At 64.4% G+C, this 21,002-nt stretch carries 20 protein-coding genes; 5 read left to right on the top strand and 15 right to left on the bottom strand.

What is annotated here, in order from left to right; genetic code table 11:
* Positions 1-69: 69 nt before the first annotated feature.
* The 12 genes from rpmE to rpsB form a co-directional block, all read right to left on the bottom strand.
* Complete coding sequence (gene rpmE, locus AC3WJD_RS00675; RefSeq protein ID WP_492743569.1) at positions 70-300, bottom strand: 50S ribosomal protein L31; 231 nt, start codon at positions 298-300, stop codon at positions 70-72.
* A 199-nt stretch (positions 301-499) separates the two neighbouring features.
* Entirely contained in the window at positions 500-979 is a 480-nt protein-coding gene (fabZ, locus tag AC3WJD_RS00670) for a 3-hydroxyacyl-ACP dehydratase FabZ (RefSeq protein ID WP_492743567.1), read from the bottom strand.
* Positions 980-988: 9 nt separating this feature from the next.
* Positions 989-1,588, bottom strand: a complete 600-nt coding sequence (locus tag AC3WJD_RS00665; protein WP_492743565.1) for an OmpH/Skp family outer membrane protein — start codon at positions 1,586-1,588, stop codon at positions 989-991.
* On the bottom strand, positions 1,588-4,239 hold the full coding sequence (gene bamA / locus AC3WJD_RS00660; RefSeq protein ID WP_492743563.1) for an outer membrane protein assembly factor BamA: 2,652 nt from the start codon (positions 4,237-4,239) through the stop codon (positions 1,588-1,590). Before bamA ends, AC3WJD_RS00665 begins: the two co-directional genes overlap by 1 nt.
* Positions 4,240-4,310: 71 nt before the next feature.
* Positions 4,311-5,444 carry an RIP metalloprotease RseP gene (gene rseP, locus AC3WJD_RS00655; RefSeq protein ID WP_492743561.1) on the bottom strand — a complete coding sequence of 378 codons (1,134 nt, stop codon included), beginning with the start codon at positions 5,442-5,444 and terminating at the stop codon, positions 4,311-4,313.
* Positions 5,441-6,598 carry a 1-deoxy-D-xylulose-5-phosphate reductoisomerase gene (locus AC3WJD_RS00650; RefSeq protein WP_492743559.1) on the bottom strand — a complete coding sequence of 386 codons (1,158 nt, stop codon included), beginning with the start codon at positions 6,596-6,598 and terminating at the stop codon, positions 5,441-5,443. The genes rseP and AC3WJD_RS00650 overlap by 4 nt, the downstream gene beginning before the upstream one ends.
* Complete coding sequence (locus tag AC3WJD_RS00645) at positions 6,595-7,386, bottom strand: phosphatidate cytidylyltransferase (RefSeq protein ID WP_492743557.1); 792 nt, start codon at positions 7,384-7,386, stop codon at positions 6,595-6,597. Before AC3WJD_RS00645 ends, AC3WJD_RS00650 begins: the two co-directional genes overlap by 4 nt.
* Entirely contained in the window at positions 7,383-8,126 is a 744-nt protein-coding gene (locus AC3WJD_RS00640; RefSeq protein ID WP_492743555.1) for an isoprenyl transferase, read from the bottom strand. The genes AC3WJD_RS00645 and AC3WJD_RS00640 overlap by 4 nt, the downstream gene beginning before the upstream one ends.
* Entirely contained in the window at positions 8,123-8,680 is a 558-nt protein-coding gene (gene frr / locus AC3WJD_RS00635) for a ribosome recycling factor (protein ID WP_492743553.1), read from the bottom strand. The genes AC3WJD_RS00640 and frr overlap by 4 nt, the downstream gene beginning before the upstream one ends.
* A gap of 4 nt (positions 8,681-8,684) precedes the next feature.
* Complete coding sequence (gene pyrH, locus AC3WJD_RS00630) at positions 8,685-9,410, bottom strand: UMP kinase (protein WP_492743551.1); 726 nt, start codon at positions 9,408-9,410, stop codon at positions 8,685-8,687.
* A 141-nt stretch (positions 9,411-9,551) separates the two neighbouring features.
* Complete coding sequence (gene tsf, locus AC3WJD_RS00625) at positions 9,552-10,478, bottom strand: translation elongation factor Ts (RefSeq protein WP_492743549.1); 927 nt, start codon at positions 10,476-10,478, stop codon at positions 9,552-9,554.
* 206 nt (positions 10,479-10,684) lie between these two features.
* On the bottom strand, positions 10,685-11,500 hold the full coding sequence (gene rpsB, locus AC3WJD_RS00620) for a 30S ribosomal protein S2 (protein WP_492743547.1): 816 nt from the start codon (positions 11,498-11,500) through the stop codon (positions 10,685-10,687).
* Positions 11,501-12,139: 639 nt separating this feature from the next.
* On the opposite strand from rpsB, the gene AC3WJD_RS00615 reads away from it, so the two are divergent.
* Positions 12,140-12,589, top strand: coding sequence for a hypothetical protein (locus AC3WJD_RS00615; RefSeq protein WP_492743545.1), 450 nt, complete (start codon positions 12,140-12,142; stop codon positions 12,587-12,589).
* A gap of 132 nt (positions 12,590-12,721) precedes the next feature.
* Positions 12,722-12,967: a hypothetical protein gene (locus tag AC3WJD_RS00610; RefSeq protein ID WP_492743543.1), complete on the top strand. Its 246-nt coding sequence runs from the start codon at positions 12,722-12,724 to the stop codon at positions 12,965-12,967.
* On the opposite strand, the gene AC3WJD_RS00605 is transcribed toward AC3WJD_RS00610, so the two are convergent.
* Both AC3WJD_RS00605 and AC3WJD_RS00600 read right to left on the bottom strand, forming a co-directional pair.
* Positions 12,927-13,706, bottom strand: a complete 780-nt coding sequence (locus AC3WJD_RS00605; RefSeq protein WP_492743541.1) for a CDP-alcohol phosphatidyltransferase family protein — start codon at positions 13,704-13,706, stop codon at positions 12,927-12,929. The two genes, AC3WJD_RS00610 and AC3WJD_RS00605, sit on opposite strands and share 41 nt — an antisense overlap.
* Positions 13,703-14,437 (bottom strand): phosphatidylserine decarboxylase, encoded by a 735-nt coding sequence (locus tag AC3WJD_RS00600; protein WP_492743539.1) that lies wholly within the window; start codon positions 14,435-14,437, stop codon positions 13,703-13,705. Before AC3WJD_RS00600 ends, AC3WJD_RS00605 begins: the two co-directional genes overlap by 4 nt.
* Positions 14,438-14,549: 112 nt before the next feature.
* Between AC3WJD_RS00600 and AC3WJD_RS00595 the strand changes: the two genes are divergently transcribed.
* Both AC3WJD_RS00595 and AC3WJD_RS00590 read left to right on the top strand, forming a co-directional pair.
* Positions 14,550-15,770, top strand: coding sequence for an NADP-dependent isocitrate dehydrogenase (locus AC3WJD_RS00595; protein WP_492743538.1), 1,221 nt, complete (start codon positions 14,550-14,552; stop codon positions 15,768-15,770).
* A 3-nt stretch (positions 15,771-15,773) separates the two neighbouring features.
* Positions 15,774-17,384: a GNAT family N-acetyltransferase gene (locus tag AC3WJD_RS00590; protein ID WP_492743536.1), complete on the top strand. Its 1,611-nt coding sequence runs from the start codon at positions 15,774-15,776 to the stop codon at positions 17,382-17,384.
* Between the two features lie 3 nt (positions 17,385-17,387).
* On the opposite strand, the gene ybaL is transcribed toward AC3WJD_RS00590, so the two are convergent.
* The gene (gene ybaL / locus AC3WJD_RS00585; RefSeq protein WP_492743535.1) at positions 17,388-18,998 is read right to left on the bottom strand and encodes a YbaL family putative K(+) efflux transporter; all 1,611 of its coding nucleotides are present in this window, start codon (positions 18,996-18,998) and stop codon (positions 17,388-17,390) included.
* 138 nt (positions 18,999-19,136) lie between these two features.
* On the opposite strand from ybaL, the gene AC3WJD_RS00580 reads away from it, so the two are divergent.
* A complete protein-coding gene (locus tag AC3WJD_RS00580; protein WP_492743534.1) occupies positions 19,137-20,915 on the top strand; it encodes a cation:proton antiporter domain-containing protein in 1,779 nt (592 codons plus the stop codon).
* The last annotated feature ends 87 nt before the right edge of the window (positions 20,916-21,002 follow it).

Raw genomic sequence — 21,002 nt, 5'->3', positions numbered from 1 at the left:
ATCACAAGCAATGGGCGAAGCGCGGAGACCGCCCCGAGGGGCCGCGTGCCGCGCTTCTGCCGCATCGGCTTACTTCTTGCCGAGGGTGAGGCCACCGAAGCGCTTGTTGAAGCGCGCCACCTGACCGCCCGTGTCGAGCAGGCGCTGGTTGCCGCCGGTCCAGGCCGGGTGCGCCAGCGGGTCGATTTCCAGCGTCATCGTCTCGCCTTCGGAGCCCCAGGTGGAGCGCGTCTCGTAAACGGTGCCGTCGGTCATCTGGACCTTGATCATGTGGTAGTCGGGGTGAATGCCTTTTTTCACGTCATATGCTCCGAAAGTGGCTGGTTTCCGACCAGCCTGGGGATGCGAAGGCGGCGCTCTAGACGGTTGGCCGCCGAATTACAAGGGGATCAGGCCGACGGCCAAGATCGGGTCATGATGAAGTCATCATGACCCGTGAATCTTGGCCTAACTCAAAGCGCAGCCCCTGATTCACCGATCAGGTTGAAACCTGATCGGATCAGGCGCTGGGCGGATCCGCGATCATCGCGGTAAAGTTCGCCTCGGCGGCGACTTTGCCGTCGATCAGTGCGCGGCCCGCAAACTTGGAGACGCTTGCGCGCTTCTGGACGAACTCGACCTCAAGCCGCAGCAACACGCCGGGCTCGACGGGGGTGCGAAACTTGGCGCCCTCGATCGCCATGAAATAGACGAGCTTGCCCGAGCCCGCGAGCCCGAACGACTCCACCGCAAGCACGCCGGCGGCCTGCGCCAGCGCTTCGACGATTAACACGCCGGGCATGATCGGGCGGCCGGGGAAATGCCCCTGGAAGAATTCTTCGTTGAACGACACCGCCTTGATCGCCGCGATCGACCGGTCGGGGATGATCTCCTCGACGCGGTCGACCAGCAGCATCGGATAACGGTGCGGCAAGGCCGCAAGGACCCGCTTGATATCAAGCGGGCCGATCGCGGCCCTTTCGGTCGTTTGCTCGCTCATCTGCGCGGATCAGCGACCCTGCGGCTGCGGCTGCGCGGGCTGGGCCGGCGGCGGCGGCGCGGTGGTGCTGACGCTGGGCAGCTGGGTGTTGAGCTGGGCCAGGACGTCGTTGGTCACGTCGATGCCCGCGGCAGCCGCAAGCGTCGCCGAGGTATCGAGCGCAACCGTGGCACCGCGCGCGGTCATCACCTGCTGGATGATCGGGTTGAGCTTCGCCTGGATCTGCTGCGCGACATAGGAGCGGTTGCGACCGAAGGCCTGCTCGCGATCGGCCAGTTCCTTCTGCGCAGCGGTCTGCTTCTGCTGGAATGCGGTGGCACGCTGCTGAAGCGCCGCATCGGGCTGCTTGCCAGCGAGCGCCTTGACCGCAGCCTCGAGCGACTGCGCTTCGGTCTGGAGCGGTTGACCCAGCTGCTGCGCACGCTGCTGGATCTGCTGGAGTTGCGTCTGCAGCTGACCCTGCGCGGCCTTGCAGGCGGTGCACTCGCGGAAAACGCGCTCGTTGTCGACGACCGCGATCACCGCGGGGTTGAGCTTCTGGGCATGCGCGGCGATCGGGCTTGCAAGCGCAAGCGCGGAAAGCGCGGTGGTAACAAGAATCTTGGTCATCAGAATTGGGTCCCTACGTTGAAAGTGAACAATTTGGTGTCATCCCCGGGTTCTTTGAGCAGCGCCTTCGCAACGTCGATGCGGAACGGGCCGAACGGTGAGTTCCAGTTTACGCCGAAACCGACCGAAAGGCGCGGCTTGGGCGTGTCGCCGACATAGTCCTCCTCAAAGGGAAGCTGTGCCAGCGTGGTGTTGGCCGGACATTGTCCAACGCCCGTGGGCGTCACGCGGTTTCCGGTGGCATCAAGGCAGATGCCCGGCGAGTTGGTCGTAATCGGATCGAGGAGCCCGAAAACGGCGCCCGCGTCAACGAATACCGAGGGCCGCAGCCCGAGCTCGCGCGCGCCCGAACCCAGCGGAATCTCGAGTTCGGCGCGCGCCATATAATAGGCGCGACCGCCCAGCGCGTCGTCGGTGCGGTCATTGCGCTCGGCGGTGCGTTCGAAATCACCGTCACCGTCGGTGTCGCGCAGCGTATAGCGCAGCACGCGCGGGCCGACGCCGCGAATGTCGAAGCCGCGAATCTGCGGCTCGCCGAGGAAGAAGCGATCAGTCAGGCGGATCCGGTCGATCGGGTTGCCGAGATCATCGGTCCGCTGTCCTTCGAGCGAATGGATATAACCACCTTCGGCGCTGAGCGAGAGGATGAAGCCGCCCAGCACGCTCCAGTATTTCGACGCGCGCGCGATCGCGCGGATGTATTTGACGTCACCGCCGACGCCCGCAAAGTCCTGGCTGAGGCTCAGGCGGTGCCCCGCCGAGGGACGGAGACGGTTGTTGGTGTTGTCGAAGGCGAGCGTGTAGCCGAGCGACGACGTTGTCCGCTTGCCGATCGCATCGCAGAGATACCGCCCCGCGAGCAACGGGTCGCAGCTCGCCGGCAGCGGCCCCGATGCGCCGTCGGGATCGGTGTAGAACAGGTTCTTGTCGAGCGTGACGTCGTCAAAGACGAGGCCGTAGCGCGCCTGGGCCTGCCAGAACTCGGTGATCGGAACGCCGAGCCGCAGGCCGAAGCCCGTCGACAGCTGCTCATAGGTCGTGTTGCGGTCGTTGTTGCCGACATATTGGAACGAGTTGTAGTCGCGCCGGTAGATGTCGCCGCCCAGCGCGATGTTCTTGTCCATCAGATAGGGCTCGGTAAAGCCCAGCTCGATCGACTTGGAATAGCTCGAATAATTGACCGCAGCGCGCAGCAGCTGGCCCTTGCCGCGGAAGTTGCGCTGCGTGATCGAGGTGTTGATGATGAAGCGCTCGAGGCTCGAGAAGCCCGCTGAGAGCTGAAGCTCACCCGTGGATTTCTCCTCGACATTGGTCTCGAGGATGATGCGATCGGGCGCCGAACCCTGTTTCTGCTCGATCTCCAGATTCTCCTGGAAGAAGCCGAGCGAATTGATGCGATCCTGCGAGCGCTTGACCTGGAAGCTGTTGAACGCGTCGCCTTCGGCAAGACGGAATTCGCGGCGGATCACCTTGTCCTGGGTCTGGGTGTTGCCGTTGATGTCGATGCGTTCGACATAGACGCGCGGGGCGTTGGCGACCTTGATGGTCAGCCCCATCGTCTTTTCGTCCTTGTTGCGGTCGAACTGCGGGCTGACATCGGCAAAGGCGTAGCCGAACAGGCCCGCGGTCTCGGTGATCCCGTCGACCGTGTCCTCGACCGTCTTGGCGTTGTACCAGTCGCCCTTCTTGATCTTGATCAGCCGGCGGACGGTGTCCGAATTGAAGTCGCGCAGCTCGCTCTCGACGTTGATGTCGCCGAATTTGTAGCGATCGCCTTCCTCGACCACATAGGTGATGATGAAGTCGCGCTTGTCGGGCGTGAGTTCGGCAACCGCCGAGATGACGCGAAAATCGGCATAGCCCTCGGTGAGGTAGAACTGGCGCAGTTTCTGCTGGTCATAGGCCAGCCGGTCGGGGTCGTAGCTGTCGCTCGAGCTGAAGAAGCGGTAGAAGCGCGACTGCTTGGTGACCATCTCGCTGCGCAGATCGCCGTCGGAGAACTTCTCGTTGCCGAGGATGTTGATCTGGCGGACCTTGGACTTGGGCCCTTCGTTGATCTCGAACACGATGTCGACGCGGTTCTGGTCGAGCTGGACCATCTTGGGCTCGACCGTCGCGGCGAAGCGGCCCTGGCGACGATAGAGCTCGATGATGCGCGCGACGTCCGCGCGCGCCTTGGTCCGCGTGAAGATCTGGCGGGGGGCGAGCCGGATTTCCGGACGGATCTTGTCTTCCTTAAGGCGCTTGTTGCCCTCAAGGATGATGCGGTTGATCACCGGGTTCTCGCGGACCTGGATCGTCAGTTCACCATTGGCATTGGGATCGAGAATCGACACCTCGGCGAACAGTTCGGTCGCGTACAGGTCCTTCAGCGCCTGGTCGATCGTTTCGCCGGTATAGGGCGCGCCGACGCGCAGCGCGGTGTAGGAACGCACGGTATCGGGTTCGAGGCGCTGGGCGCCGACAACGTTGACCGAGCGGATCGTGCGCTCGCCGGGCTGGCTCGCAGTCGGCACCGCCGCGGGAGGCGTTACGGTCTGCGGCGCGGCCTGCTGCGCCTCGGCAATCGAGGCGTGGCCGGCAAGGACCGTTCCGACGAGCAGGGCCGCCGACGTGCGTCTGCAGAAGCTTGTTGTTTTATTCGCTTTCACGCGTTCCCACCCTGAAAGTTACACGCCGTCCCCTCGACGGCCAGATTGCAGCACGCCCTGCCCGATCAGCCTCAGCCGATCAAGCCGGACAGCCTTTCCCAGACCTTGAAAGACGACAAATCGTTGAATGTCACGAAGATCATAAGCGTCAGCAGCACCAGCAGGCCCGAGCGGAATGCCCATTCCTGCGCCGCCGCGCCCACCGGTTTCCGGCGGATCGCTTCGATCGCATAGAAGAGCAGATGTCCGCCATCCAGCATGGGAACTGGCAACAGGTTGATGAATCCCAGATTAATGGAGATCAGCGCGACGAAGAAGATGAAGTCCTCGATACCGCGATTGACCTGTTCCCCCGAGACCTGCGCGATTTTGAGCGGCCCGCCCAATTCGGTCGCCGAACGTCGTCCCGTAATGACCTGGCCCAGCGTATCGACCATCGTCGTCAGGATCTTGCCCGTCCGGTCGATCGCGACGCCTGGCGCTTCAAGCACGCTCACCGGAACGATCACTGCCTTGGGCGAATAGATACCGAGCACACCGAGCTTGTACTGGTTGCCGAAACGGTCCTTCTCGATCCGGACGCCGGTTTCCAGCTGCATTTCTTGCGATGTGCCGTTGCGGACGATTTCCATCGTGACGGTCTCGTCGGGCCGATAGAGCACGAAGCCCGCGATATCGTCGAAGGTTTTCATCTCGCGGCCGTTGATCGCCTCGATCCGGTCACCGACCCTGAGGCCGCCCATTTCCGCCGCGGCGCCCGCAACAAGCCGGTCGATCACCGGCGGCGTCTGGCTCTGGCCATAGGCAAGCGCGAAACCTGCGAGCACGATCAGCGCGAACAGGAAATTCGTGACCGGCCCGGCGAGCACGATCAGCGCGCGCTGCCAGACGGGCTTGGCCTGGAAAGTCCGCGCGCGCTCCTCGGGCGGCAGCGCCTTCCATTCCTCGGTCGGTTCGCTAGCCGGGCTCATGTCGCCGGCAAAGCGCACATAGCCGCCCAGTGGCAGCCAGCCGACCTTCCAGCGCGTGCCGCGCGCATCGCTCCAGCCGAAGATCTCCCGGCCGAATCCGATCGAGAAGGCCTCGGCATGGACGCCGAACCAGCGCCCCACAAAATAGTGGCCGAGCTCGTGAATGAAGACGAGCGGCCCGATAACGAGCACGAACGCCAATATTGTCAGCAAGATACCGGGATTTTCCGTCAAGAAGCTCTGGCCTCGATCCACTCCTGCGCGAAAATGCGCGCCTCCCGGTCGATCGTGAACACTTCCTCGAGCGCAGCCGGAACCGGCGGGTCATACCGTTCCAGCGTCGCCTCGACAACCGGCACGATCTCCAGAAACCCGATCCGACGTTCAAGGAACGCGCCGACCGCCATTTCGTTCGCGGCGTTCAGGATCGCGGATTTGGCGGGATTGTCGTCAACGACGCGCCGCGCCACTGCGAGCGCCGGAAAGCGGTCGAGATCGGGTGCCTCGAAATCGAGCTGCGCTACTTTCACGAAATCAAGGCTTTCGCACGGCGTCTTCATCCGCTCGGGCCAGGCGAGGCTGTGCGCGATCGGCGTGCGCATATCGGGCGTGCCGAGCTGGGCGAGCACCGATCCGTCGACATATTCGACCATCGAATGGATGACCGACTGGGGATGGACGATGATCTCCAGTCGATCGGAACCGACCGGAAACAGATGATGCGCCTCGATCAGTTCGAGCCCCTTGTTCATCATCGTCGCCGAATCGACCGAAATCTTGGCCCCCATCGACCAATTGGGGTGCCTGACCGCCTGCTCGGGGGTCACGGCCGCCATCTCCTCGCGCGACCAGGTGCGGAAAGGACCACCGCTCGCGGTCAGGATGATGCGGCGGACCCGATCCAGCGCATGGTCCTCGAGGCATTGGAAGATCGCGTTATGCTCGGAATCGACGGGCAGCAGCGTGGCGCCGTGCGCCTGCACCGCGCGCGTCATCAGCGCCCCCGCCGAGACCAGCGCCTCCTTGTTGGCGAGCGCGACCGTGCCGCCGCGCGCGACCGCCGCCATCACGGGCGCCAGCCCCGCGCAGCCAACGATGGCCGCCATCGTCCAGTCGGCGGGGCGCGCAGCAGCCGCTGCCACGGCATCCGCACCGGCCGCGACCTCGATGCCGCTGCCCGAAAGCGCCTGCTTGAGTGCGTCGTAGCGCGCTTCGTCGGCAATCACCGCCAGCTGCGCGTGTGTCCGCCGGGCGGCATCGGCCAGCCCGTCGACATCGCTGTTGGCGGTCAGGGCTTCAATCCGGAAGGCATCGGGCGTCCGTTCGACCAGATCGAGCGTCGACCGCCCCACCGATCCGGTGGCGCCAAGAATCGTCACATGTTTCACAAAAGGATTTCCGTCAGCACCAGCAGGGCAACCATCGGCGCCACGGGTACCACACCGTCGAGCCTGTCGAGGACGCCGCCATGGCCGGGCAGGATGGTGCCACTGTCCTTGACACCAGCCTTGCGCTTCAATGCGCTTTCATACAAGTCCCCCCCTTGCGCCACCACCGCCAGTACGAAGCTGGACAGCGCCAATCCGAGCGGCAGGCCACCCCAATGGTGGAAGGCAAGCCCCGTGAGCAGCGCCGCCGTCATGCCGCCGGCCAGGCCGGCCCAGGTCTTGCTTGGGCTCACCGCGGGCCAGAGCTTGGGGCCGCCGATCAGCCGGCCCGCGAAATAGGCACCGATATCGGTCGCCCAGACGATCGCGAGCGTCCAGAAGGCGAGCACGAGCCCATTGTCCTGCTCGCGCAGGAACAGCAGGGCGGCTGCGGGAAACCCGGCATATGCCACGCCAAGGCCCAAATGTTGCGACCGGGCCGCCATGGTCACGAAGAATGCTGCGCCCAACACCAGCCCGACTGCGAAAAAGCCCGGTCCGGCGGCGAGCGGCGAAAGGATCGCAATGGGCACCGACAACGCAAACATCGAAAGGCGCTGCATCGAAACGCCGACCTTTGCCAGATCGGCCCATTCCATCATCATCAGAAGCGCCATCACGCTGGTCAATACCCAGAGCGCGATGCCCCCTTGGACAAGCGCGAAGACGGCGATCGCGATAAGGATGATCCCCACCAGTGCCCGACGGGGAAGATCGGCGGCCCAACCGGACTTCGGACGTTCGGTCATAGCCCCCCGAAACGCCGCTCGCGCTGGCCGAAACGCGCGATAGCGTCGGCGAGCGCCTGGGCATCGAAATCGGGCCAGAGCGTGTCGACGAAAAGCAGTTCGGCATAGGCCGCCTGCCACAGAAGGAAATTGGAAAGCCGCTTTTCGCCCGAGGTGCGGATGAGCAGGTCGAGCGGCGGAAGGTCACTGGTATCGAGCCGGGCATCGATATCGGCTGTATCGATAGCGGCGGGATCGAGCCTGCCCTCGGCTGCGTCGGCAGCCAGGCTTCGCGCGGCGCGGACGAGTTCCTGCTGCGCACCATAGTTGAGAGCGATGACGAGAGTTGTCTTGGTGTTCGCGGCGGTGCGCGCGATCGCCCCGTCGATCATCTCGACAACGTCGGGCTCAAGCGCCTGATAGTCGCCGATGATGCGCAGTCGCACGCCTGCTTCGGCCAGTTCGTCGATATCATTGACGATGAAACGGCGGAGCAACCCCATCAGGTCGCTGATCTCGGTCGCCGGACGGCGCCAGTTCTCGGAGGAAAAGGCGTAGAGCGTCAGGACCTCGATGCCGAGGTCGCCGGCTGCGCGGACGATCCGCCGCGTGGCTTCGACCCCCTGGCGATGGCCCGCAGCGCGCGGCAGCAGCCGCTTCTTTGCCCAGCGGCCATTGCCGTCCATGATGATCGCGACGTGGCGTGGCGCGCGGCCCTCGCCCGCGGGCACCGGCTGCTGCGCTGTTGCGGCCTGGTTCACTGGCCGAGAATTTCCTTTTCCTTGTGGCTCGCAGCCGCGTCGATCTCGCTGATCGTGCTGTCGGTCAGCTTCTGCACTTCGGTTTCGAGGCGCTTGCGCTCGTCCTCGCTGATCTCGTGCTTCTTCTCGTCGGTCTTTAGGCTGTCCATGCCGTCGCGCCGCACGTTGCGCGCTGCGATGCGCGCCTTTTCGGCGTACTGCCCCGCGAGCTTGGCGAGTTCCTTGCGGCGCTCCTCGGTCAGGTCGGGGATCGGCAGGCGCAGCGTCTGGCCGTCGACGATCGGGTTGAGGCCAAGGCCAGCGGAGCGGATCGCCTTGTCGACGGGGCCGACATTGGACTTGTCCCACACCTGCACCGACAGCATGCGCGGTTCGGGTGCAGCGACTGTCGCCACCTGGTTGATCGGCATATGCGCACCATAGACTTCGACGGTGACGGGATCGAGCAGCGAAATCGAGGCGCGGCCCGTGCGCAGGCCACCAAGATCGTGTTTCAGCGATTCAACCGCGCCGTGCATGCGGCGCTCCAGATCGGCCTTGTCGTAAGCGGGCATGGTTTCATCCTTCCTCGTTCTGGACGATCGTGGCAACGCCTTCGCCGGCGAGCACGCGGGCCAGATTGCCCTGCTCGCGGATGTTGAAGACCACGATCGGTATATTGTTGTCGCGGCAGAGCGCTACCGCGCTTGCGTCCATCACCTTCAGATCGTCCGAGAGGACCCGGTTGAAAGTGACTGTTTCATAACGCTTTGCCGTCTTCACTTTCTTGGGATCGGCATCATAGACACCATCGACCGAAGTGCCCTTGAACAGCGCGTCGCAGTTCATCTCGGCGGCGCGGAGCGCGGCCGCGCTGTCGGTGGTGAAATAGGGGTTGCCCGTGCCCGCCGCGAAAATGACGATGCGGCCCTTCTCCATGTGGCGCTCGGCGCGGCGGCGGATGAAGGGTTCGCACACCGTGCTCATCGGGATCGCGGATTGCACGCGCGTATCGACGCCGATCTGCTCGAGCGCATTCTGGACGGCGAGCGCGTTCATCACGGTCGCGAGCATGCCCATATAGTCGGCGCTGGTGCGCTCAAAACCCTTTGCCGCAGCCGCAAGGCCGCGGAAGATGTTGCCGCCACCCACGACGACACAAAGTTCATGGCCCGCCAGCTTGGCGGCTGCAATCTCGCTGGCGACGCGCGCGACGGTGTCGGGATCGATGCCGAACTGGCTGTTGCCCATCAACACTTCGCCGGAAAGCTTCAGGAGGATGCGGTTGAAGCGCGGCCGTGTCATCAGTGGGAGGAATCCATATCAGTTGTGAAGTGGCGCGGACATTAGTCAGGCCGCAAGGCAATGCCAAGCGCCTGCACATAATCTTCAAAAAAGAGGCCGCCGCGACCCGTGGATCGCAGCGGCCTCCTTGATCTCAGGAAATCAGGCGACGCCAGCGGCAGCCGCGACTTCGGCAGCGAAGTCCGATTCCTTCTTCTCGATGCCTTCGCCGAGCTGGAAGCGGACATAGTCCTTCAGCACGATCGGGCTGCCGGCTTCCTTGCCCGCCGCGGCGACGACGTCGGCGATCCTGGTCTTGTTGTCCATGACGAAGAGCTGGCTGAGCAGCGCGTTTTCCTTGCGGTACTTCGCGATCGCGCCATCGACCATCTTGGCGATGATGTCGGCGGGCTTGCCCGATTCAGCGGCCTTCTCGGCTGCGATTGCGCGCTCACGCTCGATCACGTCGGCGGGCAGATCGTCTTCGTTCAGCGCCAGCGGGAAGGCAGCCGCGATGTGCATCGCGATCTGCTTGCCAAGCGCCTCGAGCTTGTCGGCAGCGGCTTCGCTCTCGAGCGCGACCAGCACGCCGATCTTGCCGAGGCCGGGGGCCGCGGCGTTGTGGACGTAGGACACGACCGTACCCTTGTCGACCGACACGAGCTTCGCGCGGCGCAGGTTCTGGTTCTCGCCGATGGTGGCGATGTTGCTGGTCAGCTTCTCGGCGACGGTGCCGCCCGCGGGGTGTGCGGCGCCCGCAATCGCGTCGATGTCGTCACCCGCGTCGAGCGCGATGCCCGCGACGGTGCGCACGAAATCCTGGAACTGGTCGTTCTTGGCGACGAAGTCGGTTTCCGAGTTGACCTCGACGGCCACGCCCTTGGTGCCCGCGACGGCAACGCCGACGAGGCCCTCGGCCGCGGTACGGCTCGACTTCTTGGCGGCGGCGGCGAGACCCTTGGTGCGCAGCCAGTCGACCGCGGCTTCCAGGTCGCCACTGGTTTCGGCCAGCGCCTTCTTGCAGTCCATCATGCCCGCGCCGCTGCGCTCACGCAGTTCCTTGACGAGTGCTGCGGTGATCTCCGCCATGATATCTTCCTTCTTGCTGCTGGGGTTGGCTTGCGCCGCGCCCTGAAATTCCTCAATCGTCATCCCGGACTTGATCCGGGATCCATGAACACTGACCGTGCCAGTTCGGATCCGGTGGTGTTCATGGATGCTGAACCAAGTTCAGCATGACGGGGTAAGGTGCCCGAAGCGCCCTACCCCGCCCGCATTGCAGTTTCGCGAAATGCTCAGGCGTCGGTCTGGCGCTCGGCCTCGGCAGCCGCCTCGGCCGGAACCTGCTCGTCCTCGGTCACGGCGAGCGCGGGCTCGACCGGAGCCTCCTCGAGCGCGCCGATGTCGACGCCACGCGCCTGCTGCGCGCCCTGGCTGCCACGGGTCGCGGCGATCGCGACGGCGTCGCAGTAAAGGCGGATCGCGCGGCTCGCGTCATCGTTCGCGGGAACCGGGAATGCGATGCCGTCAGGCGAAACGTTCGAATCGAGGATCGCGACGACGGGGATGCCGAGCGTGTTGGCTTCCTTGATCGCCAGCTCTTCCTTGTTGGCGTCGATCACGAACATCACGTCGGGAATGCCGCCCATGTCGCGGATGCCGCCGAGCGACAGCTCGAACTTGTCGCGCTCGCGGGTGAGCTGCAGCACTTCCTTCTTGGTCAGGCCGTGCGTGTCGCCCGAAAGCTGCTCTTCGAGCGCCTTGAAGCGCTTGATCGAGTTCGAGATCGTCTTCCAGTTGGTGAGCATGCCGCCCAGCCAGCGGTGGTTGACATAGTGCTGGCCCGACTTGCGGGCGGCCTCGGCGATCGGCTCCTGCGCCTGGCGCTTGGTGCCGACGAACAGGACCTTGCCGCCACGCGCGACGGTCTGGTCGATGAAGTCGAGCGCACGCGCGAAGAGCGGCACTGACTGCGACAGGTCGATGATGTGGATCCCGTTGCGATCGCCGAAGATGTAAGGCTTCATCTTCGGGTTCCAGCGGTGGGTCTGGTGGCCGAAATGCGCGCCGGCCTCAAGCAATTGGTGCATGGTGACGACAGGTGCCGCCATAGTCTTTCTCCTTCCGGTTAATCCGCTGGGAAGCAAGAACCGCGGGAGGAGTGATTTCGAGTTGGACGAAGTCCAACGGCTCGGAAATCGCGGCCAAGGCCAATCCACCTGCAGCACCGGTATGTGCGCTTCCCATGTGGGATGGCGGCGCGCTTAGCGGCATCGGGTGCGGAAATCAAGCATCGCGACGACGCATGCGCGAATCGGGATTACTCACAATGCACGTGGGCGCCCAACTTATCCCGCGCGGTACGGCTTGTTACACCGCCGTCAGGATGCCGGTGGCCGACAGTGCCGTGGGAGGCTGCTGTGGATCGATATCGCGCGCGCAACATGGATTGGCCCGTTCGGGTTGGCGACCTGCTCGTCGAGCTGAAGCAAAGGCTTGGGCCCGGCGGATCGTCTTTCCGTCCACCGGCCGCGCGACATGTCGCCCCGGTATCCGGCAATGAGCGGGTCGTGACCGAATTTCGCGGGATGTCCCGGTCCGCAAATGGTACGTGCACCGAATTCCATTACATACGCACCGAGCATCGATGGCCCGCTGTCCCGACCGCGCGTCCGGCCCTTCTACCCGGCTCCGTGGGGCGTTCATCGTCCGTCAGGCGGCGAAACGCGCTGCTGGCGTTGGGACTTCCGATGGCGGCCGCGCTGGTTCTCGCGGTCTTCTCGGGCGCGCGGTCGGGTGATGCTCCCGCTGCCCAGCAAACGCGTGGGCCGCTGCTGCGCATTTCGCTGGACGAAGCGGTCGATCGGGCGCGGCCCGTCAAGGCCGCCGCGCCGACCCGAGCTGCGCGTGATCGCATTGTTGCAGGCGCGCCTGCGATTGCGACTGCCGCTCCGGTGGCTCCGGTGCCTGCTCCCGTCGCAGCGGACAGAAAAACGGCGGTGGAGAAGGCGCTGGCAAGCGGATCGGTTCAGCAATGGCGCGAAGGGGATCGCGAGGGCTTCGTCATCGCCGGGCCGGTGCGCGAGGGTGACGCACAGGGGTGTCGCGAGATCACCGTGCTCGCCACGGGCGATGCCCAGGGTGCCGCGGTCAGCGAGTTGAAATGCGCGCCGCAGACGTCTGCCGAGGTCGATCGATAGCCGTGTCCATCGGCATATTGACAATAGAACAAAACATGAACATTAATGTGCGCCCAAGCCCCGAGGGATCCGCCCCCCCCCAGTAGAAAAACGCGGCGGGCGGACAGACGGGTAGAGATAAGGGAGGTTGTGATGGCCCAGTTTCTTTCGACCGCGCTGTTCCTGGCGACGCTTGCGACCGCGATTGGTGTGATCGTCGCGATGTTGCGCGGCCACGCGGACGCGATCCGTCATGCTTTGGCCGGACGCTCGCTCAGGGTCGTGGCGATGGCGGAAAGGGACGCGGCCGCGAGGCTGGAATCCATCAGTTTCGTGCCGCGCCGGACGCGAAGCGCAACTATGTCCCGGCGTTCTGCGTCGCTGCGCGCTGCCGCCTGACGCGCGCATAGCTGCGCACGCCGAACGGGATCGCCAGCAGATAGAGCACGCTGATCACCGAAAGCGTGGCCCAGGGCGCTGAAAGCAGCGCCGCGCCCAATATGCCGACCAACGCCAACGCCTCGAGGCGGATATGGCGGCGCAGGCGCAGCGAGGACCAGCTGAAGGTCGCGAGGTTGGAAATCATCAGAAAGGCGACGAAGGCGAGCCAGGGCGCGACGATATAGACCTCGCGAAAGATCGACTCGCCCGTCCATAGCGTCAGATAGAGCGGCAACAGCGTGAGCCCCGCGCCCGCGGGCGCCGGCACGCCCGTCAGGAAGCCCGCCGATTTGTGCGGCTGATCCTTGACGTCGATATTGGCGTTGAAGCGGGCAAGGCGCAGCGCGCAGCACACCGCGTGCGACAAGGCGAAGACCCAGCCGAACTGCGGCAGGTGCTGGAGCGACCAGAGATAGATGATGATCGCGGGCGAAACGCCGAACGCGATCACGTCCGAGAGTGAATCAAGCTCGGCGCCGAACCGGCTCTCCCCCTTCAACAACCTCGCGATCCGCCCGTCGATCCCGTCAAGGCAGCCCGCGATGATGATCGCGGCCGCCGCCTTTTCCCATTCGCCGGCGATGCCGAAACGAATCCCCGTCAGGCCAAAGCACAGCGCGAGCGCGGTGACCGCATTGGGGATCAGTGCGCGCAGCGGAATGCCGCGCCGCAGCGCGGGCTGGGCGGGATCGATCATTGCGGGATGGCGCCGAGCGCCTGTCCCTCGCCCACGACCGCAAGGATCGTCTCGCCCGCCACGATGCGCTGGCCGAGCGCTACCTTGGGCGCGGTGCCGGTGGGGAGATATACGTCGACGCGGCTGCCGAAGCGGATCAGGCCGATCCGCTGGCCGGCGGCGACGATGTCGCCGGGTTTGACGAAGGGTACGATCCGCCGCGCGACGAGCCCCGCGATCTGGGTGAAGCCGATGCGCAGCCCGTTATGGCCCTCGACCAGGATGTGCTGGCGCTCATTGTCCTCGCTCGCCTTGTCGAGATCGGCGTTGAGGAACTTGCCCGAGATATAGACGACATTCTTGACCGTCCCGCCGATCGGGGTGCGGTTGATGTGGACGTCGAACACGCTCATGAAGATCGAAACGCGCGTCATCGGCTCATCGCCCAGCCCGTCGGGGCCCGCCATTTCGCGCGGCGGCATGACGTGCTGGATCAGCGTCACCATGCCGTCGGCGGGTGCGACGATCAGCCCGTCGCCCTGCGGCACCGAACGCACCGGATCGCGGAAGAAGGCCGCGACCCATATCGTGATGCCCGCCATCGGCCATGCCAGCGTTTCCCACGCCATCCAGGCAAGGAAGAGCGTGATCGCGCCCGAAATGAGGATGAATTTGCGGCCTTCCGGGTGGACGCTCGGCCAGCGCCATTTCACGCCCGCGGCCGTGCTGTCCGGCTTTGTAATATCTGTCATGCGCCCTCTTTAGGCGGCGAATGCGACACTTACAACGGCGGCGCAGTTGATCGACGGGCCTTGACGGCCTAAGGGCTCCCGCGAACCCTTCCCCCGGAGAAAGAACGCGTCAATGGCTAAGATCAAGGTGAAAAACCCCGTCGTCGAGATTGATGGCGACGAGATGACACGAATCATCTGGCAATGGATTCGTGAGCGCCTGATCCTCCCCTATCTCGATATCCAGCTCGATTATTACGATCTCGGCATCGAGAAGCGCGACGAGACCGAGGACAAGATCACCGTCGATTCCGCCAAGGCGATCAAGAAATACGGTGTCGGCGTGAAGTGCGCCACGATCACCCCCGACGAGGCGCGCGTCGAGGAGTTCGGCCTCAAGAAGATGTGGAAATCGCCCAACGGGACGATCCGCAACATCCTGGGCGGCGTCGTCTTCCGCGAACCGATCGTGATCAAGAATGTCCCGCGCCTGATTCCGGGCTGGACCGATCCCATCGTCGTCGGCCGCCATGCGTTCGGCGACCAGTACCGCGCGACCGACTATCGCGTCCCCGGCCCCGGCAAGCTCCGTCTTGTTTTCGAGGGTGAAGATGGCACCGTGATTGACGAGGAAGTCTTCCAGTTTCCGTCGTCGGGCGTCGCGATGGCGATGTACAATCTCGACGATTCGATCCGCGACTTCGCGCGCGCCAGCATGAACTACGGTCTCGGCCGCGGCTGGCCGGTCTATCTGTCGACCAAGAACACCATCCTCAAGGCCTATGACGGCCGCTTCAAGGACCTGTTCCAGGAAGTCTTCGAAACCGAGTTCCAGGACCAGTTCAAGGAAGCGGGCATCGTCTATGAGCACCGCCTGATCGACGACATGGTCGCCTCGGCGCTCAAGTGGAACGGCAAGTTCGTCTGGGCATGCAAGAACTATGATGGCGACGTCCAGTCCGACCAGGTTGCGCAGGGCTTCGGCTCGCTGGGCCTGATGACCTCGGTGCTGATGTCGCCCGACGGCAAGACCGTCGAGGCCGAGGCCGCGCACGGCACGGTCACGCGCCATTATCGCATGCACCAGCAGGGCAAGGCGACCTCGACCAATCCGATCGCGTCGATCTTCGCCTGGACAGGCGGCCTCAAATATCGCGGCAAGTTCGACGGCACGCCCGACGTGACGCGCTTCGCCGAAACGCTCGAGCGCGTCTGCATCGAGACCGTCGAGCAGGGCAAGATGACCAAGGATCTCGCGATCCTGATCGGCCCCGATCAGGCGTGGATGACCACCGAGCAATTTTTCGAGGCGATCCGCGTGAACCTCGAAAAGGCGATGAGCGACTGGAAATAAGCCGTGACCCGGAAAGGGCGCGCGAGACTTGACGTAAGGCAGGCGAAGCTGGCCGATGTGCCGGCGATCCAGCGTCTCATTGCGCGCGCCTATCCCGAACTCCCCGGCTATACGGCCGGGGTCATTCGCGGACAGCTCAACAATTTTCCCGAAGGCCAGTTCGTCGCCACCTTCAACGGCAAGATGGTGGGTTATTGCGCGTCGATGCGGATCGCGGGCTCGATCGCGCTCGCCCCGCACGACTGGGATGAGATCACGGGTAACGGCTTTGGCTCTCGCCACGATCCCACGGGCAACTGGCTCTATGGCTATGAAATGTGCGTCGATCCCAAGCAGCGGGGTCTTCGGATCGGCCAGCGACTCTATGACGAACGCAAGGCGCTTGCCGAAAGGCTTGATCTCTCGGGTATCGCGTTCGGCGGGCGCATGCCCGGCTATGGTCGCGCCCGCCGCAAGGTCAGCGGCCCCGAGGACTATCTGAAAAAGGTGGTCGAGGGGAAACTGAGTGATCCCGTCATCACCTTTCAGTTGCACAACGGCTATGAACCGGTCGGCGTCCTCAGCAACTATCTCCCGGAGGACAGGAAATCGCTGGGCTATGCGGCGCACATGGTGTGGCGCAACCCCTATGTCGATGAGGATTCGCCTCCCGAATTCCGGGTCCCCCGCGATGTCGAAAGCGTCCGCCTTGCGACCTGCCAGCTTCAGGCTCGCGCTGTCGAAAACTTCGAGGAATTTGTCAGGAACGTCGAATATTTCGTCGATGTTGCAGCGGATTACAGGTCAGACTTCATAGTCTTTCCAGAACTGTTTACCCTCCCTCTCCTCTCCTTCGAGACACGCAAGCTCTCGCCGGTCGAGGCGATTGACGCGCTCACCGCCTATACACCCAGGATCGAGAAGGAACTCGCGCGCATGGCGCTCGAGTACAACATCAACATCATCGGCGGCTCACATCCCACGCGCACTGATGACGGCGACATCCAGAACGTGGGCTATGTCGCGCTGCGCGACGGTTCGACGCACGCGCAGGAGAAGATTCACCCTACGCCCAACGAGCGTTACTGGTGGAACATCAAGGGCGGCGACGCGATCGACGTGATCCAGACCGATTGCGGTCCGATCGGCGTACTGATCTGCTACGACAGCGAATTTCCCGAACTCGCGCGCCGGCTCGTTGACCAGGGCGCGCGCATCATCTTCGTCCCCTTCTGCACCGACAGCCGCCAGGGTTATCTGCGCGTGCGCTATTGCAGCCAGGCGCGCGCGATCGAGAACCAGTGCTTCATGGTGCTGTCGGGCAATGTCGGAAACCTGCCCAATGTCGACAATATGGACATCCAGTACGCGCAAAGCTGCATCCTGACGCCCTGCGACTTCCCCTTTGCCCGCGACGGAATCGCGGCCGAAGCGACCGAGAATGTCGAGACGCTGACGATCTCCGACGTCAATCTTGCCGACCTCACCTGGGCGCGCGCCGAAGGGACGGTCCGCAACCTCAACGACCGGCGCTTCGACCTCTACCATATCGAATGGGACACAGGGCACGCGCATGGCGACAACATGCCCTCGGGCCCGCCCGCCGCAGGCACGCACGGCCCCGGCGGCGGTTGAGCGTCAGGCGGCTGCCCCCGCCTGCTCGACCATCCGTCGCGCAATCTCCCTTTCGCCCATGACGGTGAGATCAGCGCCCATCTTCTTGAGGTGGGCGACCTCCTCTTCCGAATGCGCCCGCGCGACGATGCGGATCGCGGGGTTGAGCCGGCGGGCCTGCTCGATGATCTGGCCAGCCTCGAAACTCTCGGGAATGGCGACGAACAGCAGGCGGGCGTCTTCGATCTTGGCGCTTTCAAGGGTGTCGGCACTGGCGGCATTGCCGTGGATGACCAGCGCCTTGTCCTCGCCCGGCAGGTCGACGACGTCGTCCTCGGCCTCGATCACGCTGAAGCGTTCATCCGAATTGATGAGGCTTTCGCCGACGATGCGCCCCACGCGGCCATAACCCACCAGCACCACATGCCCCTTGGCGGGAACCGCAGGCGGAGCTTCGGCCGCTGGCTCGGGCTTGCCGATGAAGCGGTCGATCAACTTGAACAGGAAGGGGTTGAGCAGGATCGAGATGATCGCGCCAGCCAGGATCAGGTTACGCGCGTCCGCAGGGAACAGCTCGAGGCTGGTGCCGAGCGTGGCGAGAATGAACGAGAATTCGCCGATCTGCGCGAGGCTTGCGGCAATGGTCAGCGCGGTCTTGGAGGGGCGTCCGAAGGCACGGGCGATCGCATAGGCCGCGATCGACTTGCCGAAGATGATGATCGTGACGGTGCCCAGAAGCGGCAGCGTGTCGGAGAGGATGATGGAGGGGTTGAACAGCATTCCCACTGACACGAAGAACAGCACGGCAAAGGCGTCGCGCAGCGGCAGCGTTTCCTCGGCCGCGCGCTGACTGAGCGGTGACTCGGCGAGGATCATGCCCGCAAAGAAGGCGCCCAGCGCGAAGGAGACGCCGAACAGCATGGCGGCGCCAAAGGCCACGCCGAGCGCGATCGCGAGTACCGCAAGGCGGAACAGTTCGCGCGATCCGCCATGCGCGACCGAATGAAGTAGCCAGGGTATCACGCGCCGGCCCACGATCATCATGAAGGCGATAAAGGCGGCGACCTTGCCCACGGTGAGGAGCAGCGTCGTGACGAGGCTCTGGCCCCCGCCTTCGCCCGCCAGCGCGGGTAGCAGGACGAGCGCCAGCACCATCACCAGATCCTCGACGATCAGCCAGCCGACCGCGATGCGGCCACGCTCGGTGTCAAGGATGCGGCGTTCCTGCAGCGCGCGCAGCAGCACGACCGTACTCGCGACCGAGAGCGCAAGGCCGAAGACGAAGCCGCCCGCCAGAGTCCAGCCAAGCAGATGCGCGAGCCCCATGCCGAGCAACACCGCCAAGGCGATCTGCGCGAGCGCGCCCGGGATGGCGATCTTGCGGACCGCCATCAAGTCCTTGACCGAAAAATGAAGACCGACGCCGAACATCAGCAGGATCACGCCAAGTTCAGCGAGTTCGTTGGCGAGATGCTGATCGGCCACATAGCCCGGCGTGAAAGGTCCCGCGACGACACCGGCGGCGAGGTATCCGATCAACGGGGAAAGTCGCAGACGAAAGGCAATAGCGCCGAAGATGAAAGCAAGCACAAGCCCGCCGACGATGGTTGCAATCAGCGGTGTTGCATGCGGCATGCGCTATAATTTCCCCTTTGTTGTTTGCCCCGACGATCTAGGGGGCGACGGCAGATATTGCGATCCCCGCAAATGTATTTTTATGCCTTTCATGACCGTGGCGCTAGAAATCATGCTGCATCGCCGCAATGATGCGTCATGGCATTCGAGATCGACTCCCCCGCGTTCAGCGATTCGCTTGTGGTCCTTGGCGCGGCGGGCGTCGTGATCCCGGCCTTCGCACGGTTTCGCGTCAACCCGGTGATCGGTTTCATCCTTGTCGGGGTGCTGGTCGGCCCTGCCGGACTGGGGTCGTTCGTCGACCGCTGGCCCTGGCTGTTCCACGTCACGATCACCAATCCCGAATCGATCAAGCCCTTTGCCGAACTCGGGATCGTGCTGCTGCTGTTCTCGATCGGGCTCGAGCTCTCGTTCAAACGCCTGTGGACGATGCGGCAGCTCGTCTTCGGGCTTGGCGCGGCCGAACTCGCGCTGTCGGGGCTGGCGCTCGGTCTCGCGCTTTTCCTGATGGGCCAAAGCTGGGCGGGCGCGCTCGGCCTCGGCATCGCGCTTGCGCTGTCATCGACCGCGCTCGTGCTACCGATGACGGGCACGCAATCGCCCGTCGGTCGCGCTGCCTTCGCGATGCTGCTGTTCGAGGATGTCGCGCTGGTGCCGATCATCTTCGCGCTCGGCGCGCTCGCGCCCTATGCCCAGTCGGGAGGGCTGGAAGGGATGGCGCGGACGCTCTGGGTCGGCGGGCTCACCATCGCGGCGATGATGGTGCTGGGCCGGATCGCACTGCCCCGCCTCTTCGCGCAGGCCGCGCGCACCAAAAGCCCCGAACTGTTTCTCGCCGCGAGCCTCATCGTCGTCATCCTCGCCAGCATCGCGACCGCGGCGGTGGGGCTTTCGCCGATCGTGGGCGCGCTGCTCGCGGGGCTGCTGATCGCCGAGACCGAGTACCATACCGAGGTCGAAATGATGACCGCTCCCTTCAAGGGCCTCGCGCTGGGTGTGTTCCTGATCACCGTGGGGATGAGCCTCGACTTGCGCGTGATCGCCGCAAACTGGCTGGCGCTTACCGGGGCCGTCGTTGGCGTGGTGGTGGTGAAGACGTTGATCACCGCGCTGCTGCTGCGTCTTACCGGGGCACGCACGGGCGTCGCGGCAGAGACGGGACTGCTGATGGCATCGCCTTCCGAAACGACGTTGATCGTGCTGGCGGCGGCCGCGCAGGCGCAGCTCATCCTGCCTTCGACCGCCGCCTTCTGGCAGATCGTGACCGCGCTGGGGCTGACGATCACGCCCTTGCTTGCGCGGGTCGGGCGCGATGTCTCACGCCGCATCGAGCTCGGCGACACGACGGAGCCCGCAATCGGAGCGCATGAAGGCGCCGGGCCGCGCGCGATCATCGTCGGCTTCGGGCGCGTCGGCTCGCTCGTTGCCCAGATGCTTCAGGCACACGGCAAGCCGATGGTTGCGATCGAGGCCGATATCGACTCGGTGGCACACGCCCGCCGTGAGGGTTTCCCTGTGATCTTCGGCGACATCGGCCGCCCCGGCATGCTCGACCGGCTCGACCTCGGCAATGCCGGCGCGCTCATCCTGACGATGGACGATCCTGTACAGACGGTGCGGATCACGACGCAGGTCCGCAAGCGCTTTCCCGATCTAACGATCGTCGCGCGCGCGCGTGACACCGACCACGCTGCCGAGCTTTACCGCGCGGGCGCGACCGATGCGGTCCCCGAGACGCTCGAAAGCTCGCTGCAACTGTCCGAGGCTGTGCTGGTCGACCTCGGCGTCGCGATGGGGCCCGTGATTGCGTCGATCCATGAGAAGCGCGACGAATTCCGCAAGGAAATCAAGCAGGCCGGCGAACTGGATCGCGAGCCGCGGCTCAGGCGGACACGGCTGGGCGAGGTCGAGGGATAGCACCTTAACTTCGCTTAACTTCGCAAACTTCTCACAAAACGCCATCTAGATTCGCCCTGTCCGTTTCCGCGAGCCCGCCCCGCGGAG

Source organism: Sphingobium sp. FW306-1B-F04DB (assembly GCF_058781925.1).
Note: the sequence above shows the minus strand (reverse complement) of the source record. Positions and strands in the feature narration are given on the sequence as shown.